Annotated in this window: 22 protein-coding genes; 12 read left to right on the top strand and 10 right to left on the bottom strand. The window is 51.1% G+C overall.

What is annotated here, in order from left to right; translation table 11 throughout:
• Positions 1 to 55: 55 nt before the first annotated feature.
• The 3 genes from E5336_RS07620 to E5336_RS07610 all read left to right on the top strand — a co-directional run bounded on the left by E5336_RS07620 (position 56) and on the right by E5336_RS07610 (position 1,544).
• Positions 56 to 253 (top strand): hypothetical protein, encoded by a 198-nt coding sequence (locus E5336_RS07620; protein ID WP_135980521.1) that lies wholly within the window; start codon positions 56 to 58, stop codon positions 251 to 253.
• Positions 254 to 429: 176 nt separating this feature from the next.
• Positions 430 to 711: a hypothetical protein gene (locus E5336_RS07615; protein ID WP_135980520.1), complete on the top strand. Its 282-nt coding sequence runs from the start codon at positions 430 to 432 to the stop codon at positions 709 to 711.
• 26 nt (positions 712 to 737) lie between these two features.
• Complete coding sequence (locus E5336_RS07610) at positions 738 to 1,544, top strand: Cof-type HAD-IIB family hydrolase (protein WP_135980519.1); 807 nt, start codon at positions 738 to 740, stop codon at positions 1,542 to 1,544.
• Between the two features lie 39 nt (positions 1,545 to 1,583).
• Here E5336_RS07610 and E5336_RS07605 read toward each other — a convergent pair whose 3' ends face one another.
• The 3 genes from E5336_RS07605 to E5336_RS07595 form a co-directional block, all read right to left on the bottom strand.
• The gene (locus E5336_RS07605) at positions 1,584 to 1,886 is read right to left on the bottom strand and encodes a thioredoxin family protein (protein ID WP_135980518.1); all 303 of its coding nucleotides are present in this window, start codon (positions 1,884 to 1,886) and stop codon (positions 1,584 to 1,586) included.
• 242 nt (positions 1,887 to 2,128) lie between these two features.
• The gene (locus E5336_RS07600; RefSeq protein ID WP_135980517.1) at positions 2,129 to 3,145 is read right to left on the bottom strand and encodes a hypothetical protein; all 1,017 of its coding nucleotides are present in this window, start codon (positions 3,143 to 3,145) and stop codon (positions 2,129 to 2,131) included.
• A 215-nt stretch (positions 3,146 to 3,360) separates the two neighbouring features.
• Positions 3,361 to 3,948 carry a flavodoxin gene (locus tag E5336_RS07595; protein ID WP_135980516.1) on the bottom strand — a complete coding sequence of 196 codons (588 nt, stop codon included), beginning with the start codon at positions 3,946 to 3,948 and terminating at the stop codon, positions 3,361 to 3,363.
• A 139-nt stretch (positions 3,949 to 4,087) separates the two neighbouring features.
• Here E5336_RS07595 and E5336_RS07590 point away from each other — a divergent pair, with 139 nt between their 5' ends.
• Positions 4,088 to 4,987: a MurR/RpiR family transcriptional regulator gene (locus E5336_RS07590; protein WP_135980515.1), complete on the top strand. Its 900-nt coding sequence runs from the start codon at positions 4,088 to 4,090 to the stop codon at positions 4,985 to 4,987.
• Between the two features lie 164 nt (positions 4,988 to 5,151).
• Here the strand turns inward: E5336_RS07590 and E5336_RS07585 are convergent, their stop codons facing one another.
• From E5336_RS07585 to E5336_RS07575, 3 genes are read right to left on the bottom strand one after another with little or no spacing between them, the layout of a single operon-like run.
• The gene (locus tag E5336_RS07585) at positions 5,152 to 5,931 is read right to left on the bottom strand and encodes a hypothetical protein (RefSeq protein ID WP_135980514.1); all 780 of its coding nucleotides are present in this window, start codon (positions 5,929 to 5,931) and stop codon (positions 5,152 to 5,154) included.
• Positions 5,928 to 7,121, bottom strand: coding sequence for a zf-HC2 domain-containing protein (locus E5336_RS07580; protein WP_135980513.1), 1,194 nt, complete (start codon positions 7,119 to 7,121; stop codon positions 5,928 to 5,930). The genes E5336_RS07585 and E5336_RS07580 overlap by 4 nt, the downstream gene beginning before the upstream one ends.
• Positions 7,114 to 7,578 (bottom strand): RNA polymerase sigma factor, encoded by a 465-nt coding sequence (locus E5336_RS07575; protein ID WP_135980512.1) that lies wholly within the window; start codon positions 7,576 to 7,578, stop codon positions 7,114 to 7,116. The genes E5336_RS07580 and E5336_RS07575 overlap by 8 nt, the downstream gene beginning before the upstream one ends.
• A 194-nt stretch (positions 7,579 to 7,772) precedes the next feature.
• Between E5336_RS07575 and E5336_RS12415 the strand changes: the two genes are divergently transcribed.
• The 3 genes from E5336_RS12415 (at position 7,773) to E5336_RS07565 (ending at position 10,131) form a co-directional block, all read left to right on the top strand.
• On the top strand, positions 7,773 to 7,931 hold the full coding sequence (locus E5336_RS12415) for a hypothetical protein (protein ID WP_168353596.1): 159 nt from the start codon (positions 7,773 to 7,775) through the stop codon (positions 7,929 to 7,931).
• A gap of 205 nt (positions 7,932 to 8,136) precedes the next feature.
• Positions 8,137 to 8,610 (top strand): helix-turn-helix transcriptional regulator, encoded by a 474-nt coding sequence (locus tag E5336_RS07570; protein WP_135980511.1) that lies wholly within the window; start codon positions 8,137 to 8,139, stop codon positions 8,608 to 8,610.
• Between the two features lie 144 nt (positions 8,611 to 8,754).
• On the top strand, positions 8,755 to 10,131 hold the full coding sequence (locus E5336_RS07565; protein ID WP_135980510.1) for an MATE family efflux transporter: 1,377 nt from the start codon (positions 8,755 to 8,757) through the stop codon (positions 10,129 to 10,131).
• A 40-nt stretch (positions 10,132 to 10,171) separates the two neighbouring features.
• Here E5336_RS07565 and E5336_RS07560 read toward each other — a convergent pair whose 3' ends face one another.
• Together E5336_RS07560 and E5336_RS07555 are read right to left on the bottom strand one after the other, a co-directional pair.
• A complete protein-coding gene (locus tag E5336_RS07560; RefSeq protein ID WP_135980509.1) occupies positions 10,172 to 11,350 on the bottom strand; it encodes an iron-containing alcohol dehydrogenase in 1,179 nt (392 codons plus the stop codon).
• A 103-nt stretch (positions 11,351 to 11,453) separates the two neighbouring features.
• Positions 11,454 to 12,929: a glycoside hydrolase family 1 protein gene (locus E5336_RS07555; RefSeq protein WP_135980508.1), complete on the bottom strand. Its 1,476-nt coding sequence runs from the start codon at positions 12,927 to 12,929 to the stop codon at positions 11,454 to 11,456.
• A 418-nt stretch (positions 12,930 to 13,347) separates the two neighbouring features.
• Between E5336_RS07555 and E5336_RS07550 the strand changes: the two genes are divergently transcribed.
• Complete coding sequence (locus E5336_RS07550) at positions 13,348 to 14,580, top strand: ATP-binding protein (RefSeq protein WP_135980507.1); 1,233 nt, start codon at positions 13,348 to 13,350, stop codon at positions 14,578 to 14,580.
• A gap of 201 nt (positions 14,581 to 14,781) precedes the next feature.
• On the opposite strand, the gene E5336_RS07545 is transcribed toward E5336_RS07550, so the two are convergent.
• Together E5336_RS07545 and E5336_RS07540 are read right to left on the bottom strand one after the other, a co-directional pair.
• Positions 14,782 to 16,956: an alpha-galactosidase gene (locus E5336_RS07545; protein WP_135980506.1), complete on the bottom strand. Its 2,175-nt coding sequence runs from the start codon at positions 16,954 to 16,956 to the stop codon at positions 14,782 to 14,784.
• Positions 16,957 to 17,027: 71 nt separating this feature from the next.
• A complete protein-coding gene (locus tag E5336_RS07540) occupies positions 17,028 to 17,921 on the bottom strand; it encodes an AraC family transcriptional regulator (protein ID WP_135980505.1) in 894 nt (297 codons plus the stop codon).
• A 160-nt stretch (positions 17,922 to 18,081) separates the two neighbouring features.
• Here E5336_RS07540 and E5336_RS07535 point away from each other — a divergent pair, with 160 nt between their 5' ends.
• The 4 genes from E5336_RS07535 to E5336_RS07520 are packed head-to-tail and all read left to right on the top strand — an operon-like array spanning position 18,082 to position 22,188.
• A complete protein-coding gene (locus E5336_RS07535) occupies positions 18,082 to 19,353 on the top strand; it encodes an ABC transporter substrate-binding protein (RefSeq protein WP_135980504.1) in 1,272 nt (423 codons plus the stop codon).
• Position 19,354: 1 nt separating this feature from the next.
• Positions 19,355 to 20,230 carry a carbohydrate ABC transporter permease gene (locus E5336_RS07530; protein ID WP_135980503.1) on the top strand — a complete coding sequence of 292 codons (876 nt, stop codon included), beginning with the start codon at positions 19,355 to 19,357 and terminating at the stop codon, positions 20,228 to 20,230.
• Complete coding sequence (locus E5336_RS07525; protein ID WP_135980502.1) at positions 20,227 to 21,078, top strand: carbohydrate ABC transporter permease; 852 nt, start codon at positions 20,227 to 20,229, stop codon at positions 21,076 to 21,078. Before E5336_RS07530 ends, E5336_RS07525 begins: the two co-directional genes overlap by 4 nt.
• A 3-nt stretch (positions 21,079 to 21,081) precedes the next feature.
• Positions 21,082 to 22,188, top strand: a complete 1,107-nt coding sequence (locus E5336_RS07520; RefSeq protein ID WP_135980501.1) for an ABC transporter ATP-binding protein — start codon at positions 21,082 to 21,084, stop codon at positions 22,186 to 22,188.
• Positions 22,189 to 22,224 lie beyond the last annotated feature (36 nt).

Genomic DNA, 22,224 nt, shown 5'->3' with positions numbered 1-22,224 from the left:
ACCGCCTTCTTTGCGGCATCCTATGCTAGGATGAGGGCGGAAAGAGGTGGTTCTTATGAAACAAATACGAAACGGATGCGCTTTTGTCGGCATTGTAGGGATGCTCATCGTCTTTATTCATCATTCTTTGATCGCGCTGCCGGATGTGGTCATGAAATGGACCTCTCTTGTTTTATCCATCGCGCTGGCGATGATGCTGTTTTGTATGTTCACCATGTGGCATGAGGGACGGCAAAAGAAAACCCGTTTTTGATTGAAAAAGGCAACAGCCGGCGTTTCGGCTGTTTTTTTGTTTCAAAAACAAAAACCGCATTTATTGTTTATTTTCAAAAAGAATTGATTACTGAATTCTTTTTTTCAAAAATTTTTATTGGTTTTTCGCCTGTTTTTTTCTATACTGCAATCGAAAACAAAAAGGAGGAATCAACGATGTGTGTCGTACATTTGGAACCAGAGGAATTTGTGAGTCAAGTTTATAAGAGTCATGCGAAAATCGACTTTCGCGTCTACCCGATGGACAACACCATCGCGGTTCTTGTCTATTGCATCCGCGACGGACAGACGCTCTATTATATGGACCGGGCGCTGGCTTCCACCCAAAAACAAGCTTTGATCGACGAAATGAACAGCGACGAGCGGCATGCCGAACTGTATCGAAAAGTGGCGCTGGATGAAAGACTTCGTTTCAATGGATCCTGTTCCCCGTTATAATGAAACAAGGAAAGAGAGGGTGAAGGATGGAAAACATCAAACTGGTCCTTGTCGATTTGGACGGGACGCTGCTGGACGACCAGAAACGCGTATCGGCGTATACGCTTGACGTGTTGCGCCGGCTGAAAAAGGCGGGTATTCAATTTGGCATTTGCACAGGCCGGACGCCTTACGCGGTCGAACAGCTGTTGAAAACATGGAATATGGACGAAGTGACGGATGTGATCATCGGCTTCAATGGCGGACAGATTTTTGATTTACACGAGCAAAACAGCGAGTCGATTTACGAAATGGACGGGGCGTACATTGACGAGATCCTGGCCTTTTTGGCGGATTTCGCGTTTAACGCGTTCGTCTTCGATCATTACACGCTGCACGCGTTGCGCGACGACGCCCACGCCCAAACGATTGCCCGCCGCAACTTGCTGACGATTGTCGAGGATGGACTCGCGCCGTACCGGGCAAAAAAAATCAACAAGCTGTTGACGAGCTGGGACAAAGACGATCTAGATCGTTTTTTATCGACGCATACGTTGCGTCATCCGGACTACTACATGGTGCGGTCCACCCCGACGCTGCTGGAATTCATGGATCATCGCGTGACCAAAGGACAAGGCATTCAGCGGCTATGCGAACGAAAAGGCATCCATCCCGCGCAAATTCTATCCTTTGGGGACGAATTGAATGATTTGGATATGCTGGAAAACACGATGGGCGTGGCGATGGCCAACGCCAATCCGCTTTTGTTTGAAAAAACGCGATGGCGCACGCGCGAAACCAACAACGAGGACGGAGTCGCCCGGTTTCTCGAACGCCACCTTCTGAATCGCTAAACAATGAAAGGCAGGATCGACCCTGCCTTTGACTTTCTATTATCTTACCATCGCTTCCAGCGCTTCGATTGGCTGGCTGCCCGGCTTGTGGTCAACGATCTTTCCGTTGGAAAAAGCGAAGAAATTCGGCCAAAGTTCCACATGGTACTTCTCGACAAGCGCAGGGAATTTGTCGACATCCACTTGCATGACAAGCACATCCGGATTGGCTTGGGCGTATTGTTCGACGACGGGCATTTCCGCTTTGCAGTATTTGCACCATGTCGCGAAAAACTCCACAAGCACCTTCTCTTTTTGAATGCCTTGCGCAAACTGGTCCACTCTTTGAATTTGCTCGATCATTTGCGGCTCCTCCTTTCCGTCTCTTCGCTTATTGTACAAAGTCTTTTCCAAAACACCATTCGAAACGCTTCAAAAAAACAAAATGATTTTTGTTGTGCATAACATTTGAGGCAAAAGCCGGAATATGGTTCAATACAAGCGAGCTAGATAAGAGCTCACTTCATAATCAAATTCCCTTTCTTAAAACTTTCTTGAAAAAAGGCCTCGTTGGAGGTCTTTTTTCTTGGAACGGCTTTCCTGATTTAATTTTTTGTAAAATCCGACGGCTCCATTTCCTTCTTCAAAGCCTGCACATCCTCGATTGACAATCCGGTTACTTTCGCAATGATCTCAACGGTAAATTGCTTTAGATCCAGCATCCGGCGAGCTGTGGCTAACATAGCTTTCTCATATCCATCCACATGCCCAGACTCATACACGCCCATGCTCAAATTGCACATATCCTCTACCTCCTTATTGAATTTCTCCGTCATTGGGATCTTGTACTCTCCCTCCAGGATCCTTTTCTTGTCGGCTGCTTCCATCGTGTTCGACAATAAAACATCCAGCATCTTGAAAATCCCTTCGTACCTTTCCCGCTTTTCACCGCCCAGCGTAATCAGGATTCCCGAAATCAAATCGTAGTTTTCCGGGTTTCTTTTCATGTTCCCCGCCACGCGTTCTTCCGTTATATGGTAATGGTTCATACTGTTCGCACATTCCTGCGCCGGATCGTTGCAGATCCAAATCGAATAGCATTTTTTGATCTCTCCATAGCGCGAGTTTTTGAACTCCGTGCCATACTGACGCGAAACCATCCGGCACATGTTGTACACTATCCGCGATTCCAGCGGATAGCCCGGATAAAACTTGTTTTGCGCTTCCAGATCGACAAAGACCTTGACTCTCTCTCTGCTTTTTGGAAGCAGCACATGAAACAAAATGTCGAAAGCGGCCGTTCCTTCCAAAACGCTCGCGTCTTCCGTGTTCATTCCAACGATCCGCGACGTGTCCCGATGCAAAGGGACGGCGCTTACATAGGGCGTCCCTTCGATATAGAACGACTCGATGTCCTTGACATCAATGTCCTTAAATTCCGGAATACACGCTTTCACGATCCGGGCCAAAACCGGCTTTTCCGACAACAGCCGCTTGCACGCCGCCCGGTACTCGGTGCTATCCAGACTTTCGGAAAGCGAGTTTTTCTTCCATCCATACAATACCACATCCTCGCGAATAAAGGATGGTCTTGATGTTGCCGCAAACGGAAATGCCATCATCCATCCCGTCCTTTCCTCATCCTGTTCCTGCTTGGTTTGTATTTGTTCATAAAGAATCCCCTCCTATCTCTTCCTTGTTGAAACAATCATACCACAAAACACAGAATAATTGTTCGAATTCATCATTTTATCCATAAATATTATAAGTATATATAAAAATCCAGCGTCTTTTATGACGATCCGTCACAAAATTCACTGGATCCAAAGTATTCGTCCTATTCGGCTCCAATCTCATTCAGCCACGTGTCGACATCTTCAATCGACGCATCGGCAGCAAACCGCTGTCCTTCAAACCAGACACCTGTCTTCGTCAAATCCTCCAGTTTCGTCGCGCTGTCCCCCACCTTCGAACTTGACGAGGTGCAAAACGGATACACGACTTTATCCGAAAAGTCTTTGCCCTTCACAAACGAAGCCACCGGATACGCCGCCTCGTCCCACCAAATCGGATAACCGACATACACCGTGTCGTAATCGTCCCAGTCCGGCACGTCGACTGTTTTCAGTTCCACCTTGCGATCATCCATCGTGCGCTCTTTGGCAACTCGTGAATCGTCGTTGTCGTAGGCAAGATCCGCCTTCGTATACGGTGTGGCCGGCTCGATCTCAAACAAATTGGCCCCCGTTAGCTGGGCGATGTCCTCGGCAATCTTTTTCGTATTGCCGGTCGCCGAAAAATAAACGACAATCGAGGCGTCGTCTTTTGCCTCCTTGCGCTCTTCTTTCGCCGCCGGCGTGTTCTGGCACGCAGCCAGCGAAACAGCCAGCACGAGGCTGAGCATGAGTCCTGCAATTTTTTTCATGACAATCTCCTTTTTGACTATTGTACTTCACGAAGCCGGCGGATTCATTTCTAAAACTCTTTGTTCTTTTCCTTCCAGTCGCTTCAACTTTTCCCTCGTTTCTATTTTCGATATAATACAAAAAAAGGAGAATTTGACTATGCTTATTCGCGAACGACTGGAAACCACGAAGTTTTCCAACAGCGAGAAAACGATCGTGGATTTCATTTTAGAACAAAAAGAGAAAATCAAACCGATGACGACGAAGGAAATCGCCAACGCCACGTTCACCTCCCCTTCCACCCTCATCCGCATCGCCAAAAAAATGCGCTTTGAAGGCTGGTCCGAATTGAAAGAGGCGTTTTTAAAGGAAGAGGAATACTTGTCCTCCCATTTTTGCGACATCGACGCCAACCTTCCCTTTACTGCCGAAGATCCATGCTACACGATCGCCTCCAAACTGCTCACCCTTAAAAAGGAAGCGCTTGACGACACGTTCCAGCTCATCAACCACGTCGATTTGCACTACGCCATCCGGATACTCGACCGGGCGTCCCTCATTTCCGTGTTTGGCGTATCCAACAACGGATTGATCGTTCAGGAGTTCAAGCACAACATGCGCCGCATCGGCAAGCTCGTCGAAGTCGTCAACCTCCAGGGCGAGCTGCTCTACAACGCCCACACGATGCCTGCCAGCGCGTGCGCCCTCATCGTGTCCTATTCGGGCGAAACCCCGATCTATCACAAGATTTTAGCCGTCTTGAAAGAAAATGGCATTCCAAGCATCGCCCTGACCAACATTGGAGACAGCACCGTCTCCAAGCAAGCCGACATCGTGCTGCGCCTGTCTTCCAGGGAAAAGCTCTACTCCAAGATCGGGACGTTTTGCACCGACGCCTCGATCGAATATTTGCTCGACGTCTTGTTCGCCGGCGTGTTTGCGCTCCACTATGACGAATATTTGCGCGAAAAAATCGAGCGGTCGTCCCAAATCGAGCAAGGCCGGTTTTCGACGACCGAACCACTCAAAGAATCCCGCTTTTTCGACGATTTTGACTGATTTTCCGCTTTGGAAGTGTCTGGTTTGTGTTTTGAAACCGTCTATGCTTTACTAGGGTCAAGCGGGTGGTCACGCCCGTTTGAATATCAATTCCCTTTTCTACAACAACCTTATAAAAAAGGCGAAACCCGCTGCCCAGACGCATCGCGGTTTCCGCCTTTTTTTTATTGATCTTCAAGCAAACGCGCGACGATTTGCCCGATTTGCGCCTGCTCCTCCTTGGAAAGAAACGGAGCCGTTTTCATCCACGTCGTTTCCGTATTCACAACCGATACGCTGCCATTCGTTTCCATGAGCCGGTCTCTCAAACAACGAAGCGACAACCAATCCTCTTGTCGATCGAACGTCAGCACGTATTCGTCTTTGTAAATTTCCACCCGGTTCAAATCGTTGACTGTCCGGTCGTTTTGCTCCATAAAATCCGCTTCCGCCTCTTCAAGATCCATCAGGGAAGCCGTAATCGTGTTGCCCTCCTTCGTAAAACGATACGCCGGATTCAATCCCACGATTTGGCCATCGCGCCAGGTAAACAAAAACTGCATCCAAAACGCGAATTCCGACGCCGGCTGCGCGTACGATGAATCAAGCGTATACGAACGAATCGAAAACCCGTCGTTTGTCTTTTCAAGCCACACGTCCACGCCCAGGCCGTTTGAAGACGCCTGCACGCTGTACGTCAAATCGTCGGCCGGCAAAACGCCTGTCGATTCCGTCACCGAAATTTTCATTCCTTCCGCTTCCCACATTTGCACGCGCGAAACGCTCGTCGAATCGTTGGACAGCGTCGTAATCTGTATGGTCGTTTCCGTTTGCTGCCGTTCCGTTTCCATTTCTTCCACAAGCTGTTTCTCAATGGCCGGATCCAGCGTCGCCGTTTCCGGCGCGCAGCCGATGCCGCCCCATCCAGCCAGCCCGACCCACAGCGCTATCCATCCTCGTTTCATGATCCAACCTCCCTGACTTCGATGTCGCCGCCGCTTTGCCCGACCTCGAAAACGAACGAACGGGCGTTTTCTTTCAAATCGACTCGCGCCGGCTTTGCCTTTTTCACTTGTCCGTCTTGTGTGACTGCGATTTCCAGCTCGTACTCACCGTCCTTTAACGCAATTTGCGTCATGCCCAGCATGGATCGGCCGCCGTTTTCATAAACCCGCTTTCCGTTTTGCCAAAGGGTGACGACCACAAATTCAGGTTCGCTGTCCAAATCCCAGCGAAAATCAAACTGCGCCATCGAACGCATCGACACCAACGCCTGGTTTTCAAGCACCCGCTGCAAAATAGCCGGATGCGCGTAGGCGTCTTTTAAATCGGGCGCGACATCCGCGGGCCGGACGCTTTGCACGATCTCGTTTCCAACCAGCCAGTCCACCTGCTTGACGTTTTGAATCAAGGCAAGCAACCGGATCGAAATCGTATCCAGTTCCGCTTTTTCCAAAACCTGCCCGATTTGAATCGTTAAAACGCCGTTTTCAAACCCGTACGACACGTCTTCGTCCAGCGCGGTCGCGTACGTCATGAGCGCTTTCACTTTCAAGGGGTCGCTCGTGTTTTTGATCCGCATATTGTACAACCGGGCGATCGAGCTAGAAATCGCCATCCCGTCGTCCCATTCCACCATGCCGTTGAGCCACACCTGCGTGATCCCCTCCTGCTCATACGCGTAATGAAACGAAGCGTCGGCGTTGGGCGTTTCATACACGGTCGCTTTGAGCACGTCGCCCTGACGAAGCCAGCGGATCCGGCCGATGCCCTGCCCTTTTTTCTCATCCGTTCCCTGAATGACGACTTTTCCATTCGTGTTCGTCACGTTCGCGTTTAGATTTTGCGGCTTGGCCGGCACGCCGATTCCATACACCCACACCAGCGCCGCGACGCCGATCACCAGCACGGTGCCAACGACCGAAAGCAAGATTTTTTTCCACGTCTTTCGTTTAATGAGAAGCAGGTAGTCCACCGAGCGGCTGTCCGCTTTCGGGATCTCGTTGTCCGACTTCATATTTTCATACACCGCCCGGCACGTCGGACACGACGCCAAATGGTTTTCGATCGTTTCGTTTGTGCTTTCGTGTGTCAGCTTGTCGATGTAGCTTGGCAGCAAGTCCTGCACAAGATCATGCATTTTTTGTTTATCCATCGCGTTTCATCTCCCTTCTTAGATTTTCCTTCGCCCGATAAAACGTGACCCGCGCCCAGTTTTCCGAGCGATCCATCACTTCGCCAATGTCCGCGAAACTCAAATCGCCATACATGCGCAAATAGACGACTTCGCGCTGGCTGTCGCTCAGCTTCCGGATGGCCTTGAGCAACCGCACCTTGTCGACCGGATCGGCTTGGGCGTTGGCAATCATGGAATCATCCAAATCCACCGTCGGCGGATGCTCCCGGACGTACGCCGCGTACAACGTCTTCGCGATGCCGCAAAGCCATGTCGACATCCGGCATCGGCGGTCGTACGATTTCAGCGAGCGGTACGCCTGGTAAAACGTTTCCTGCGTCAGCTCTTCGGCAATGGACTCGTCATGGCAGCGCGACAACAAAAACCGGTAAATAAATCGGGCGTGCTGTTCGTAAAGGTGTTCAAACGATTCCATCCTCTTTCTCCTTTCACCCATATATGTAAAAAATCGTCGGTTTCGTTACAAAAAAAATTTTTTTCCATTATACCGTTCGCAAATTCATCGCGACAATGTTCAAAAAAGGAAAACGCCGTTTCATTCGAATCCCGTTTTCTGTATTTCCTGTTCTTCCTTTTGTACAATGCGATCGTACCAGGGAGGAAAAAACAATGAAAAAAATCAATGAACACGAAATCATCGAACGATATGTAAACTCGAGGTCGGGCATGTACGACTGGAAGATGCCCGTCAAAACAAGCGCGCCAAGCCATCGGCCATCCCGGTTCGCCTTTGCGGGCATCCTGAAGCTTTGCGGCATCGAAAAGTAGAAGCGTCGCGCTTGGCAGGAAGGCGATTTGTATGTTTAAATAAATGTGAGCTGAAAAGAGCTCACTTCATAATCAAATTCCCTTTCTTAAAACTTTCTTGAAAAAAGGCCTCGTTGGAGGTCTTTTTTCTTGGCATTTTTGTCAACTTTTCTTGGTGGCGCTTCGCCCGTCTTTTTGGCACAATAAAGCCAGACAAGGAGGAATTATGAATTTAGGAAACAACTTATTTCACGCGCGCAGGAAAAAAGGCTATTCGCAAGAAGACGTGGCCGAACGGCTGGGCGTCAGCCGCCAGACGATTTCCAAATGGGAAACGGGCGAAACGATTCCCGACGTGTTCCAGGCAAAAACAATGGCGCGCCTTTACGACATTCCACTCGACGAATTGATCGAGCTGGACGCCACGCTTTTCGAAATCGAGGCGATTATCGCCAAAACCGACGAAGCCGTGGACGAGAAAATCGACTGGACGTCGGCATGGGCGAAAAAATACCCGGTTTTGGCGCGCTATCCGCAAACGATCAACACCGCGTACTACGCCCGGGCGATCGAACAGTTGCTCAACGAGCTACAAGCGGAAGCCGGCTACAGCGATCTGGACACGATGCTCGTGCTCAAAGACGTGCTGTACCAGACTTGGAAACGAAAAAAAGAAAAATCAAACCGGTCAACGTCTTGAGAATCGCTCAAGGCGTTTTCGTTTGTTCGCGTTTTTCAAAAGACGCGGCTTGCTTTTTGCGAACCCGGTTTCAACCGGAACGGGATCCGTTTCGTTTTTTGAATGATTTGGCCATAATGAAGCCGGAACACGAAAGGAGTCTTTATGGAATCAAACGCATTGAAAACGGAACCGATCGCAACGTTGCTCGTTCGCATGGCGCTGCCGGCCATTTGCGCCCAGCTCGTCACGCTGCTTTACAATCTGGTGGACCGCGTCTTTATCGGACAAATGGAAAACGGGACGCTCGCGATGGCGGCCATTGGCATTTGCGCGCCCATCGTCACCATCGTCACCGCCTTCACGAATTTGTTTGGCCGGGGCGGCGCGCCGCTCGCCGCGATGGAAATGGGGAAAAAACACATCGAACGAGCCGAACAGTATGTCAACCACTCCTTTTTCGCGCTCGCACTCGTTTCCCTGACGATTACCTTTCTCGTCTCCTTGTTCAAAAAACCGATCCTGATCGCCTTTGGCGCCAGCGACGCCACTCTGCCTTTCGCGCTGGACTACTTGTCCATTTATATAGCCGGCACATTTTTCATCCAGCTGTCCGTAGGCATGAACGACTACATTACGACGCAAGGATTCGCGAAAACCGCCATGACGACGACCGCGATCGGCGCGATCTTGAACACCCTTCTCGACCCGTTGTTTATTTTCGGGCTGGGCTGGGGCGTGCGCGGGGCGGCGCTTGCCACGCTGCTGTCCCAAATGGCTTCCTTTCTCTGGGCGATGCGTTTTTTGCTCGGGCCGAAAACACGTCTGCGTCTGTCTTTTCGAACGTTTCACGCCCAGTCCTCCATTATTCAAGACATTCTCAAACTCGGCGCCTCGCCATTTTTCATGAGCTTGTCCGAAGGCGTGCTCGTCTTGTGCTTCAACACGCAAGCGTACCGGCTTGGCGGAGATGTCGCGGTCGGCGCGATGGCCATCCTGTTTTCGATGTTTCAGTTTTTGCTGCTGCCCGTCGAAGGCGTCACGATTGGCGCCCAACCGATTTTGAGCTACAACTACGGCGCCCAACAATCCGGGCGGGTGCGAAAGACGATTCGCCTCACGCTCCAAATCACGCTTACCTTTACGTTCGCCGCGACTGCTCTTCTTGTCTTGTTCCCGCGCCCGGTGCTCGCCGTTTTCACGCACGATCCGGCGCTCATCGACCTGGGCTCCCATCTGCTTCCTGTCTATATGGCTGGATGCTTTGGACTTGGCGCCAATTCAACGTTCCAGCAAACGTACAACGCCCTGGGAGCGGGCGGCCGCTCGTTTTTCTTCGCGTTTTTTCGCAAAGGGATCCTGCTCGTTCCCCTGCTCTATCTTTTGCCCGCGCTCACAAATGGCGGTCTTGTCGCGCTCATGCTGGCCGAGCCGGTTTCCGACGCGCTGACGACGCTTGTCAACGCCTTGTCGTTTCGTGGATTTGTCCATCAAAAACTTCAACCTTCTTCCAATCTTCGATCCGTTTTATCTTTCGAATGAAAAGGAAAAAGGCGACAATCGTCGCCTCTTGATGGTTGTTTTAGAAATCCACGTCCTCGTTGTAGAAGCAAGCCTTCAGTAGCCGTTCCATTTGTTCCGGCGTGATGGAGCGCGGGTTGCTTCCGGTGCACGCGTCGCCGACAGCCAACTCGGCCACCGTCGGCAGTTTTTCAAGGAACTCCGCCTCGTCGATGATGCCGCCCTCGTATTCTTTGATACTTGGGGCGATGTTAAGCTGTTTGTTCATTTCATTGATGTGCTCGATGAGCGCCTTGGACGTTGGCTCCAGGCCGATGAACGCCGCGATCTCGCCATAGCGTTTTTCCGCTTCCGGCTCTTTCGCGTTGTAGGCGATGACTTTTGGCAAATACATCGCGTTGGCCGCGCCATGCACGATATGGCCGCCCGAGTACGCGGCGCCCGTCTTGTGGGCCATCGAGTGCACGATGCCAAGCAGCGCGTTCGAGAACGCCATGCCCGCCAGACATTGGGCGTTGTGCATGCGGTTGCGCGCCTCCTTGTCCCCGTTGTAGGAATCCACGAGGTTTTCGTCGATCATCTTGATCGCGTGCAGCGCCAGCGGATCCGTATAGTCGCAATGTAGCGTCGACACGTACGCCTCGATGGCGTGCGTCAAAGCGTCCATGCCGGTGTTGGCCGTCAGCTTTGGTGGCATCGTCTGCGCGAGCGCCGGGTCGACGATCGCCACATCCGGTGTGATGTTGAAGTCGGCCAGTGGATATTTGATGCCTTTTTCGTAGTCGGTAATGACCGCGAACGCCGTCACTTCCGTCGCCGTGCCCGACGATGTAGATGGAATCGCGACGAATTTCGCCTTCGTACGCAATGTCGGGAACGCGAACGGCGTGATCAAATCCTCGAATTTTGTTTCCGGGTATTCATAGAACGCCCACATCGCCTTGGCCGCGTCGATTGGAGAACCTCCGCCCACCGCGACGATCACATCCGGTTCAAATTCCTGCATGACTGCCGCACCGCGCATCACCGTTTCCACGGAAGGATCGGGCTCGACGCCTTCAATCAAAATCGTTTCCATGCCGGCTTCCTTCAAATACGACTCGATCGTGTCCAGAAAGCCGAAGCGTTTCATGCTGCCGCCGCCTACGACGATGGCCGCTTTCGTGCCTTCCAGCGTCTTCAGCGCTTCCAGCGCGTTTTCCCCGTGATACAAATCACGAGGCAGTGTAAAGCGATACATATTCAATTCCTCCTCTTACTGTGTTGATTTTGTATAGCCGGTTTCATTATAGCGTGGTTTTCAGTCGGTTGCCACTTCTTTTTGAAAGCGTTTTCAGCCGCTTTTATTCGCCCAAATCGTCCCCGTTCGTCGCGATGACGTTTTTATACCAGTCAAACGAGTCCTTTTTGATGCGGCGGCCTTCCCCGGTGCCATCGTCCTGGTAGTCCACGTAAATGAAGCCGTACCGCTTGTGCATCTCGCCGGTCGAAGCCGATACGAGGTCGATACATCCCCATGGCGTATAACCCCACAGCTCGACGCCATCCTCATTGATCGCCTGATCCATCGCTTTGATGTGGTCGCGCAAGTAGTCGATATGAGCCCCATCGTGCACGACGTCGCCTTCCTCGAGCTCGTCCTGCGTTCCGACGCCGTTCTCCACGATCATGAGCGGCTTCTGGTAGCGGTCGTACAATACGTTGAGCGAATACCTCAATCCCGTCGGGTCGATTTGCCATCCCCAGTCCGACGCCTTCAAATACGGGTTTTTGAATCCCATCGACATGTTGCCAATCGAGGTTTCGGCCGCGTCCGATTGTTTTGCCGCGCAATTCGACATGTAGTACGAGAACGAGATGAAGTCCACCGTTCCGTTTTTCAAAGTTTCTTTTTCCTCGTCCGTCAAATGGATGTCGATGCCTTCGCGCTCGTACTCTTTCAGCTTGTACGCTGGATAATACCCTCTGGCCTGCACGTCGCAATAAAAGAAGTTGCTGTTCATCTCGCTCCAGCACGCCATGATGTCGTCCGGGTTGCACGTGAGCGGATAGTATGTCATGAATGCGATCATGTTGCCGACTTTGTTGTTGGCGTCGATGGCGTGTAGCAGCTCGACCGCTTTCGCGCTGGCCAGCAGCTGGTGCTTGGCCGTCATCGCCAGCTTTTGCGGATCGGTCGAAGGGACGCCCGCGCCCATCCAGCCGCCATGACCGAGCGTGTTGATCTCGTTGAACGTCAGCCAGTATTCCACCTTGCCTTTGTATCGCTCGCCAACGACTTTCACATAGCGCAAAAACGCCTCGATCGTTCTAGGATCGTTCCACGATCCCCATGCGTTCGTGAGTCCAAGCGGCGTTTCGTAGTGGGAAAGGGTGACAAGCGGCTTGATACCATGCTTGTTGCATTCGTCGAACAGCTCGTCGTAAAACTTCAGTCCCGCCTCGTTGGGCTCGGTTTCCAGTCCGGTCGGGAAAATGCGCGCCCAGTTGATGGACGTGCGGAACGTCTTGAATCCCATCTGGGCAAACAGAGCGATATCCTCCTTGAACCGGTGGTAACCATCCACCGCCTCGTGGCTTGGATAGTCAAAGCCTTCAAACACGCCGAATTTCGCGTCGTCCGGCGTATTGAGCGTGAACATCTCGTCGGCGTGCACGACGCCATCCGCCGTTTGATACGTCACATAGCGCGCCTGCGATCTCGAACCGCGAGTCACGACATCGGCGGTGGACAATCCCTTGCCTTCGGCGTCCCAGCCGCCTTCATACTGGTTGGCGGCTACGGCGCCGCCCCATAAAAAATCCTTTGGAAAACTCATAATCCGTTCCTCCTTCGTTTTCTTCATTATAAAATGAAAACGCTCTCAATCAAAAAAAAACAAGTCAAATGGTTTCATTGTTTCGGTCTTTCCTTCCAAAACCAAACGGAAAAGAGAACATCGTTCCCTTTTCCTCACAAGAGATGAAAAACTATTATTTTAACAGAATGTTCATTATGAAATTCATTGAATGGAAAGAAAATTCGAATTGTTTCGAAAACATCAAAAGGAGATACCAAGCAACAGTGTCTTTCAAGAATTTCTACCTAAGTCTCCCGGACAAGTCAATGAATGCCTTTTTATCGGTCCGGTTCAAAACTTTTATCATTTGAAATGATAAAACTTTAAAAAGAAACAAAGTTTTTTCATTCTAAACAACAAAACTTTTTAGTATAATAGAGATGAAAGGAGAGCTTCTATGAAGAAATTAATTGATCGTCCTCAATATTTAGCTCAACTGATTGGTCATAAAGATGTAGATTTAGTGAAGATCATAACTGGTATTCGTCGTTGTGGTAAGAGCTCGTTGCTGGACTTATTTCATCTTTATTTATTGGAAACCGGAGTAAGCGATGGTCATATTATCCATCTTAATTTGGAATCTATGAAATATCGAAATCTGACTGACTATGTGGCCTTTTATGATTTTGTTGCGAGTCAAATCCAAGATGGTCAAAGAACTTATTTGATGTTTGATGAACTTCAAAATGTTGAACACTGGGAAAAGGCGATTGAATCCTTCCGACTCGATTTTGATGTGGATATTTATATTACTGGTTCGAATGCCTATTTATTATCTTCCGAATTCTCCACTTTACTTTCAGGTCGTTATGTTGAGATCCGTGTATTTCCGCTTTCCTTTGCTGAATTTTTAACCTTCAACACCTGGGAAGACTCCATTTCAATAGAAGAAAAGTTTCAAAAATATTTACAATTTGGGGGAATGCCGATTTTAAGCGAATATCATTTTGATGAAACAAGATGCAATCAAGCATTAGAGGGTATTTATTCAACAATTATTTTACGTGATATTATGCAAAGAAATTCCCAAATCAATCAAAATACCCTACAGCGTATCACTTTGTTTCTTTGTTCGAATATTGGCAATATTACTTCTCCAAATAATATGGGGAATGTGTTATCAAGTGATGGCGCTATAGAATCAAGTCGCCAGGCGCTTACCCGAAACACGGTCGAACGTTACATCACCTTATTGAAAAACGCATTTTTATTCATACAAGTCAATCGTTATGATGTGAAAGGAAAACAATTATTGAAGACATTGGAAAAGGATTATATTATCGACCTTGGTTTTCGTAATCTGCTTTTAGGGTATCGGGATGTAGATCGGGGTCATATGCTCGAAAATGTGGTTTACCTTGAACTCATGCGCAGAGGCTACCGTGTTTATATTGGCAAAGTCGGTACGGCAGAAGTTGATTTCATTGCGGAAAAGCCGAATGAAAAAAAATACATTCAAGTGACAGAATCATTACTTTCCGAAGATGTTCGAGACCGTGAACTTCGTCCTCTCCACGCCATTCATGATCATTATGAAAAGATCGTTTTATCCATGGATCGCAGTTTCATTAACTCGGAAGATGGAATCAAACTGATCAATCTTATTGACTGGCTGTTGGAAAATAATTAAAAGCCATTGATACACTCATAAAACAATGGTTTTGGATCATGTTGTGGAAGTCAAAGGATGACTTCCTTTTTTTCTGAGCCCTCCTCTTTCGTTTTCGGTATATTATTTCATCTTCTCTTTAAAAACACCTCATTTGCTATGCTCCTTTTTACCATTGATCGTTTTGCGCGACAAAAAAAGAGAGCGTCGCTCACGACTCCCTCAATCTATTTGTTCCAATTCCACCTGATGCCCCACGTTCGAGCCCAGGGTATCCGGCAAGAAGATACCCGCCTTCATCAGCGCCTTGCCCGAAAACACCATCCCGTCTTCCTTGCGGCGATAAAACGCCATCGGATCAAGCCCTTGCAGTTTGACATGCGGCTTTTTCGCGTTGGGCTTGTGCTCAAACACGACCGCCTGCACGAGCGCGGTTTTTTTGTCTTTGGACACAAACGACCACGCGCACACGTTGTTTGCGTTGGGGTCGCTCAACCGGTAATAGTCGCCATCGAACACGAGTGGCTGCATCGCCTTGTACGTTTCGACTTGCGCCTTGACTTCCTCTTTTTCCTCGTCGCTTAACGCGGACAAGTCAAGCTCGTAGCCAAATGTCCCCGCCATCGCCACGATGCCGCGCGTCTTCAGCGACACGGTTCGTCCGGTCTGGTGGTTTGGCACCGCCGAAACGTGGGAACCCACGCTGCTGATTGGATAGAAAAAGCTCGTGCCATGCTGGATGAGGCAGCGGTTGTGGGCGTCGGTATCGTCCGAGCACCAGTACTGCGGAAAATAGTACAGCATCCCCGCGTCGAAACGGCCGCCGCCACCCGCGCAGCCTTCAAAGAGCACGTCGGGAAAGCGCGAAGTGAGACGGTCGGCCAAATCGTACACGCCCAGCATGTAACGGTGCGCCATCTCGCTTTGCCGTTCGGGCGCCAGCGACGGAGCGTAAAAGTCGCTAATCGAGCGGTTCATATCCCATTTGATGTAGTCGACGCCGTTCTCCTCGATCAACGCCATAAACGTGTTCGCCAAATAGTCGACAACCTCCGGGTTGGCCATGTCCAGCACGAGCTGGTAGCGGCTGCGGGCCGGATCGCGCAGCGGCGAGCGAAGCACCCAGTCCGGATGGGCCCGGTACAGCATCGAGTTTTCCGACACCATTTCCGGCTCGATCCACAAGCCGAACTGCATCCCCTTGTCATGGACGCGATCCACGAGCTCGCGCAGCGGCATTTGCAGTTTTTGCTCGTTGACGACCCAGTCCCCCAGACTCGAGTCGTCGTTGTGGCGCTGGCCAAACCAGCCATCGTCCAGCACGAACAATTCAATGCCCAGCTCGCGAGCCGTTTGCGCGATGTCCAACAGCTTTTCGCCGTTGAAATCGAAATACGTCGCCTCCCAGTTGTTGATGAGGATCGGCCGCTTTTGATGCACGAACCGGGAACGGATCAAGTGCTCCCGGATGAAATCGTGGTACTGGCCGCTTAACGTTCCCAGCCCGTTTTCCGTAAACGACAAAATCGCCTCCGGCGCGCAAAAGCGCTCGCCCGGCTTGAGCGTCCAGTTCAGATTTTCGCTTCGCAAACCGATCGTCGCCCGCAGCTGGTCAAGCTGGTCCTTTTCGACTTCGGCCTCGAAGCTTCCCGAATACACAAGCAGCATTCCGTACGCCTCCCCGCTTGTCTCGGTCGTGTTCGCTTTGGCGAGCACGAGGCCCGGATTGTGCTGGTGGGACGACTGGCCGCGTCTGGAACCAATCGAAAACGTCCCGTGGGTGAGCGGCGTCTTTTCCATCATCCGCTCCATCGCGTGGCGGCCATGGAAGTGGATCACCTCATAGTCGCTGGTCGGCAAATCGAGGCTGGCGCTCACGATTTTTTTCACCTTGATTTCAAACGGTGTCAAGTTGCGGATGACAACCGAGCGCGTGATGACGTTCTCCTCTTCAAACACCCCGTAAAGCAAGTCCACGTAAATATCGTACACCGTGTCCTTGAGCGTGATTTTCAATGTCTGGCCGTCGCCAAACGAGGCCGGCAAGCCCTCAAGCGCGTACTTGTCCGGCATGATCTCGTACGAAAAATAACGCAAATCCAGCGAGGACGAGCCATCGGGCACCGTCAGCAAAAGCGCGGGATTGCGAAAATCCGAAATCCCGCCGCACGAGTATTCAAGCAGACGGTCGTTGAGCGAGTACATCCGGCTTTTTTCGGTATCCCACAAGTTGGCGGAAAAGCTGATTTCCGGATAATCCTCGATATAGCTCATATCCATGGCGGTATCGGGACCGTACCACGTATGGTTCAAAACGCCATACTGGTCGACTTTCATTTGGTATAGGGAATCACGCGTGCACAGTGAAAATAATGAATCGTGTACTTGTATTGACATGTTCGTTCTCCTTTTGGTTTGATTTATTCCCAGTTTTAACGGAACGAAGCAAAATTGTCAACTTGTTTTTACTAAAACTTTTCTTGTTTTTTACCGACCGGCTCCAGTTCGACTGGCTTTTTCCGCCGCGTTTCCTGCCGGTACTGCTTCGGCGACTTGTTGTAGAGGGATTTAAACGCCCGCGAAAAATGGAGCTGGTTCTCGTAGCTGACCTGCGCCGAGATTTCCGCGATCTTCAAATCGGTCACTTGCAAAAGCCCGGCCGCCTTCGTCATCCGGTACTGCAACAAAAACTGCATCGGCGCCTTGCCCGTCACCCGCTTGAACAGCTTGCCAAAATAGCTGCGGTTGATGCCAAGCGCCTTGGAAATCTGCTCGATCGTGATGTCTTTGGCGTAGTTGTTTTCGATAAACGACACCGCCTCGCGCACGTAAAAGTCGGCAAGCGAATTGGTCGGATGCTCGACAGGCTGGCGGGCCGATTTCATAAAATCGTCGAAAAACAAGTACAAATGGCCAATCGTGGCGAAACTGGAATCGTTCATATGATGCAAAATGTACTCGATTTCCTGCACCATCGCCTCTTTTCGTTTGGCGTCTCCCGCCCGGTAAACCGGATCGTCCACCGTGATGTTCATCAAATCCAGCGCCGCCTGCACGCGCAAGCCGTCGAATTCGATCCACGCGTATTCCCACGGATCCTTCTCGTCGGCGAAATACGTCGTAATTTGGCCCGGATAAATCAAAAACCCCTGTCCGGCGTGCAAATGGAACGTCTGGTTCTTTCCTGTCCGGTCGGGCGCGATCAGCGTTCCCTTGCCGCGGTGTATGTAATGAAACAAGTAATGGTTGCGGGCGGCCGGGCCGAAAATGTGGGCCGGCGCGCATTGCTCGCGTCCGCACTGATACAATCCCAGGTCGATGTAGTTCTCGTTGGGAAAAATATTAAAGATCACATCACGCATATTTGTAAGCCCTTTCCACGTTATATATCAAAATGCTATCTTGGTTTTAGTATAACGCAAAAACATCGTTTTTTGGTATATTTCATGTCACTTTATTCCATTTTATGACTGAAATCTTCGTGTTACGATTTTATCAACAGCAAACGAAAGGAGAATTTGCATGAAAACAATCCGTAAAATCATGGCGGCTGCCACATGCGTCATGATGACGGCCTCGCTCGCAGGATGCGGGCAGGCTTCGCCGGACGGCATTCCCGAAATCGAAATCGTTTCGTACAAACGGGAAGCCGTGCAAGTCATGGAGGAAATCCAGGACTTGTTCAACGCCACGCATGACGATGTCCGGCTCAAAATCAGCAGTCCCAACGAAGCGATGACCATCTTGAAAACGCGATTCATCCGCGATGATTATCCGGATATTGTCGCCATCGGCGGGGACATCAACTATTCCAATTTTCTCGACGCCGGTCTGTTCATGGACATTTCCGACCTGCCGGCGCTTCAGAACGTCAAGCCCGGCTATCTGGACATTGACAAACAGCTCGAATTTGTCGAAATGGAAGGCACGTACGCTCTGCCATACGTCGCCAACGCGGCGGGTGTCCTCTACAACAAGGACCTCTTCGACGAGTACGGCTGGAAGATCCCGAAAACGTGGGACGAGTTTCTCGCGTTGTGCGAAGCGATCCAGGCCAAAGGGCTGATGCCGTTGTATTTCGGCTACAAGGACACATGGACGACGTTGGCGCCATGGAACGCGCTGGCGGTCGATCTGGTGGATGCCGACATTTGCTCGCAAGTCAACAAAAACGAGGCGACATTCGCCGATGCGTACCGCGAGGTGGCGACGAAGCAAAAAGAGCTGCTCCAGTATTGCCAGCCTAACCCGTACGCCTACTCGTACACGGACGCGGCGACGGCGTTTGCCAACGGCGAGGCGGTCATGTGGCCGATTGGCAGCTACGCCATCAGCCAGGTGCAAAGCGTCAACCCGGATATGAACATCGACTCGTTCGTCATGCCCGGCAGCAACGACCCGGAAAAAAACATTTTAAACTCCGGCATCGACGTCCAGTTCTCCGTCATGGAAAACTGCCCGAACAAGGAGGCGGCGTACGAGGTGCTCGACTTCCTGTATTCCGACGAGGTGCTCAACATGTATTTGGAGGATCAGGGCGGCATCGCGACGAAAAAAGGCGAATTCCCGATCGCGGAATATTTGAAAGGCATGGAAACGTACATTTTGGCCGGCGAGGTCGCCGACTACCAGGACCACCACTACCCGACCGAAATGGCGGTGGACGCGATGATCCAGACGTATTTGCTTGACGAGAAAAAGGACGCGCTCGACACGTTCCTGAACAAATTCGACACGGAATGGATCCGTTACAACCGCGATTTGATCGCGCGGCTCCAAAAGGAGGAATCATAACATGAAAAAGAAGATGTCCAACCGGACAAAGACATATTTGTTCATCCTCGTTCCCGCATTGATCTTGTTTGTGATGTTCAATACGTGGCCGATGATCAACGGGTTGATTTACAGTTTCACCAACTACAAAGGCTACGGCAAGTTCGACTGGGTCGGCTTGCGCAACTACGCCGACTTGTTCCAGGACGGCCGCGTGCTGAAAAGCTACTTGTTCACGTTCAAGTACGCCATTTGCGGCACGATCCTTGTCAACGTGCTCTCGCTGCTGATGGCGCTCGCCCTCAACGCCAAGATCCGCTTCAAATCGGCGCTTCGCGGCATTTACTTCGTACCCAACATTTTGGGTGGTCTGGTCATCGGTTACATTTTCAGCTTCTTCTTCACGTACATCCTGCCGTATATCGGCGTGGCGTGGAACATTGAATGGCTGCAAAACTCGATTCTCGCCTCCCCGGCGTACGCCTGGATCGGCGTGCTGATCGTGGGCGTGTGGCAGGCGGTCGCGATGACGACGATCATTTACATTTCCGGCTTGCAGACGGTGCCTGAAGACGTGTACGAGGCAAGCCGCGTGGATGGCGCGAGCAAATGGACGGAATTTTGGAAAGTCACCTTCCCGCTCATTATTCCGTTTATTTCGATCAACTTTGTCTTGACGACGAAAAACTTCCTGATGGTGTTCGACCAGATCATGTCGTTGACCAACGGCGGGCCGGCCCAGTCTACGGAATCGATTTCGTTTTTGATTTACCGCAACGGTTTGGATGGCGGCCAGTTCGGGTTCCAGAGCGCGAATGCCTTCGTGTTCTTTCTCGTCATCGTCATCATTTCCGTCATCCAGCAAGTCATTACCGGAAAGAAGGAGGAGCAGCTATGACAAAGCCAATCAAACCGAAAAAGCAGACAAACTGGCTCATGACGATTGTCTTGTGCCTGGGTACGGTCACCGTGTTCTTCCCGTTGTACATGGCGCTGGTCATCGCGTTTAAAAAGCCGTCGGAAATGACCAACAGCGTCCAGGGCGCGCTAGGCTTTCCAAAGGAGCTTGGCTTTGACAACTTCGCCAAGGCGATGGAAGTGACCGATTTCTGGAACACGCTGGGCAACTCCCTGCTCATCACCATTTCGACGATCGTGCTGGGCATCATCGTGTACTCGCTGGTCGGCTACGTGCTTGGACGCACGACGGCCAAGTCGAAACACTTCAAGCTCATTTACTTGTACATCATTTCAGGGATGTTCGTCCCGTTCGCCATTTTGATGATGCCCCTTGTCAAGGAGACGGCACAACTGCATCTGGGTAATCAGCTAGGCGTCATCTTGCTGTATCTCGTGTTTTACATGCCGATGAACGTCATGCTGTACGCGGGATACATGAAAAACATTCCGGAAGTCATGGAGGAAGCGAGCATGGTCGACGGAGCGAGCACGTGGAAGACATACTGGAAAGTCATCTTCCCGATGATGAAGCCGATGCACGCGACGGTCGCGATCATGACGGCGCTGGGCACGTGGAACGACGTCATGACGCCGCTAGTCATCATGTCGGGAACGGGCATCAACACGCTGCCGATCGCGCAGCTCAACTTCCAGACGGCGTTTGGAACCAACTACAACCTCGCGTTCGCGTCGTATATCTTGTCGCTCATTCCAATGCTTATTTTCTATGTCGTCTGTCAAAAACAAATTTTAAATGGCGTCGCCAATGGCGCGGTGAAAGGATAAGATTTGTCAGAAGTTATTTTGAATCACATCCAGAAAGTGTATCCAAACGGCTACCAGGCCGTGAAAGATTTCAATATGGAAATCAAAGATCAGGAGTTTATTATCTTTGTCGGTCCGTCGGGGTGCGGCAAGTCGACGACGCTGCGCATGATCGCGGGTCTGGAGGACATTAGCGGCGGCACGTTGCAAATCGACGGCGTCGTGTGCAACGACAAGGAGCCGAAAGATCGCAACATCGCGATGGTGTTCCAAAACTACGCGTTGTATCCGCATATGACGGTGCGCAAAAACATGGAGTATCCGTTGAAGATCGCAAAACTGCCTAAAGAGGAAATGGACGCCCGCATCGACCACGCGGCCAAAATCCTTGGCTTGCAAAATTTGCTGGATCGCAAGCCGAAGGCGCTTTCGGGCGGCCAGCGCCAGCGTGTGGCGATGGGCCGGGCCATCGTGCGCAACCCGAAAGTGCTGCTCATGGACGAGCCGCTGTCCAATTTGGACGCCAAGCTGCGCGGGCAAATGCGAATCGAGATCGCCCGCCTGCACAAGGAGCTCAAAGCGACGACGATTTACGTCACCCACGACCAGACGGAGGCGATGACGCTGGGTGACCGCATCGTTGTGATGAGCGATGGCGAGATCCAGCAAATCGACACACCGCAAAACTTGTACGAGAAACCGCGCAACTTGTTTGTCGCCACGTTTATCGGCATGCCGGTGATGAATCTGCTCGACGCACGCCTCGTTCAAAAAGACGGTCGTCCGGTTTTAACGGGTGACGGATTTCAGTTCGACGTGTCCAAAACAATGGCGGATACATTCGAGCGTCTGGGATTCGGTTCGAACAAGGCGTTGAAAGTCGGTATCCGTCCGGAAAATTTACGCATCGCCGATCGAAACGCCGACGGGCTGCACGGGCATGTCGATGTCGTCGAGATGCTGGGCAGCACGACGAATGTCTATATGACGATGGCCAACGGCGCGAAAGTCGTGGCGACTTTGCCGGGCGACGCGCGGGTCCAGGATGGAACCGAGCTGACGCTGGCGGCCGATGCCGACGCGCTGCATGTGTTTGATGCCGACTCAAGCGTGAATGTTCTTTATTTATAAAAAAGAATGCGACAATGGCTCGTTCCATTTCGCATT

The sequence above is a fragment of the Dubosiella muris genome (assembly GCF_004793885.1).
Classification (GTDB): domain Bacteria; phylum Bacillota_I; class Bacilli_A; order Erysipelotrichales; family Erysipelotrichaceae; genus Dubosiella; species Dubosiella muris.
This window is presented reverse-complemented; position numbering and strand designations above follow the sequence as displayed.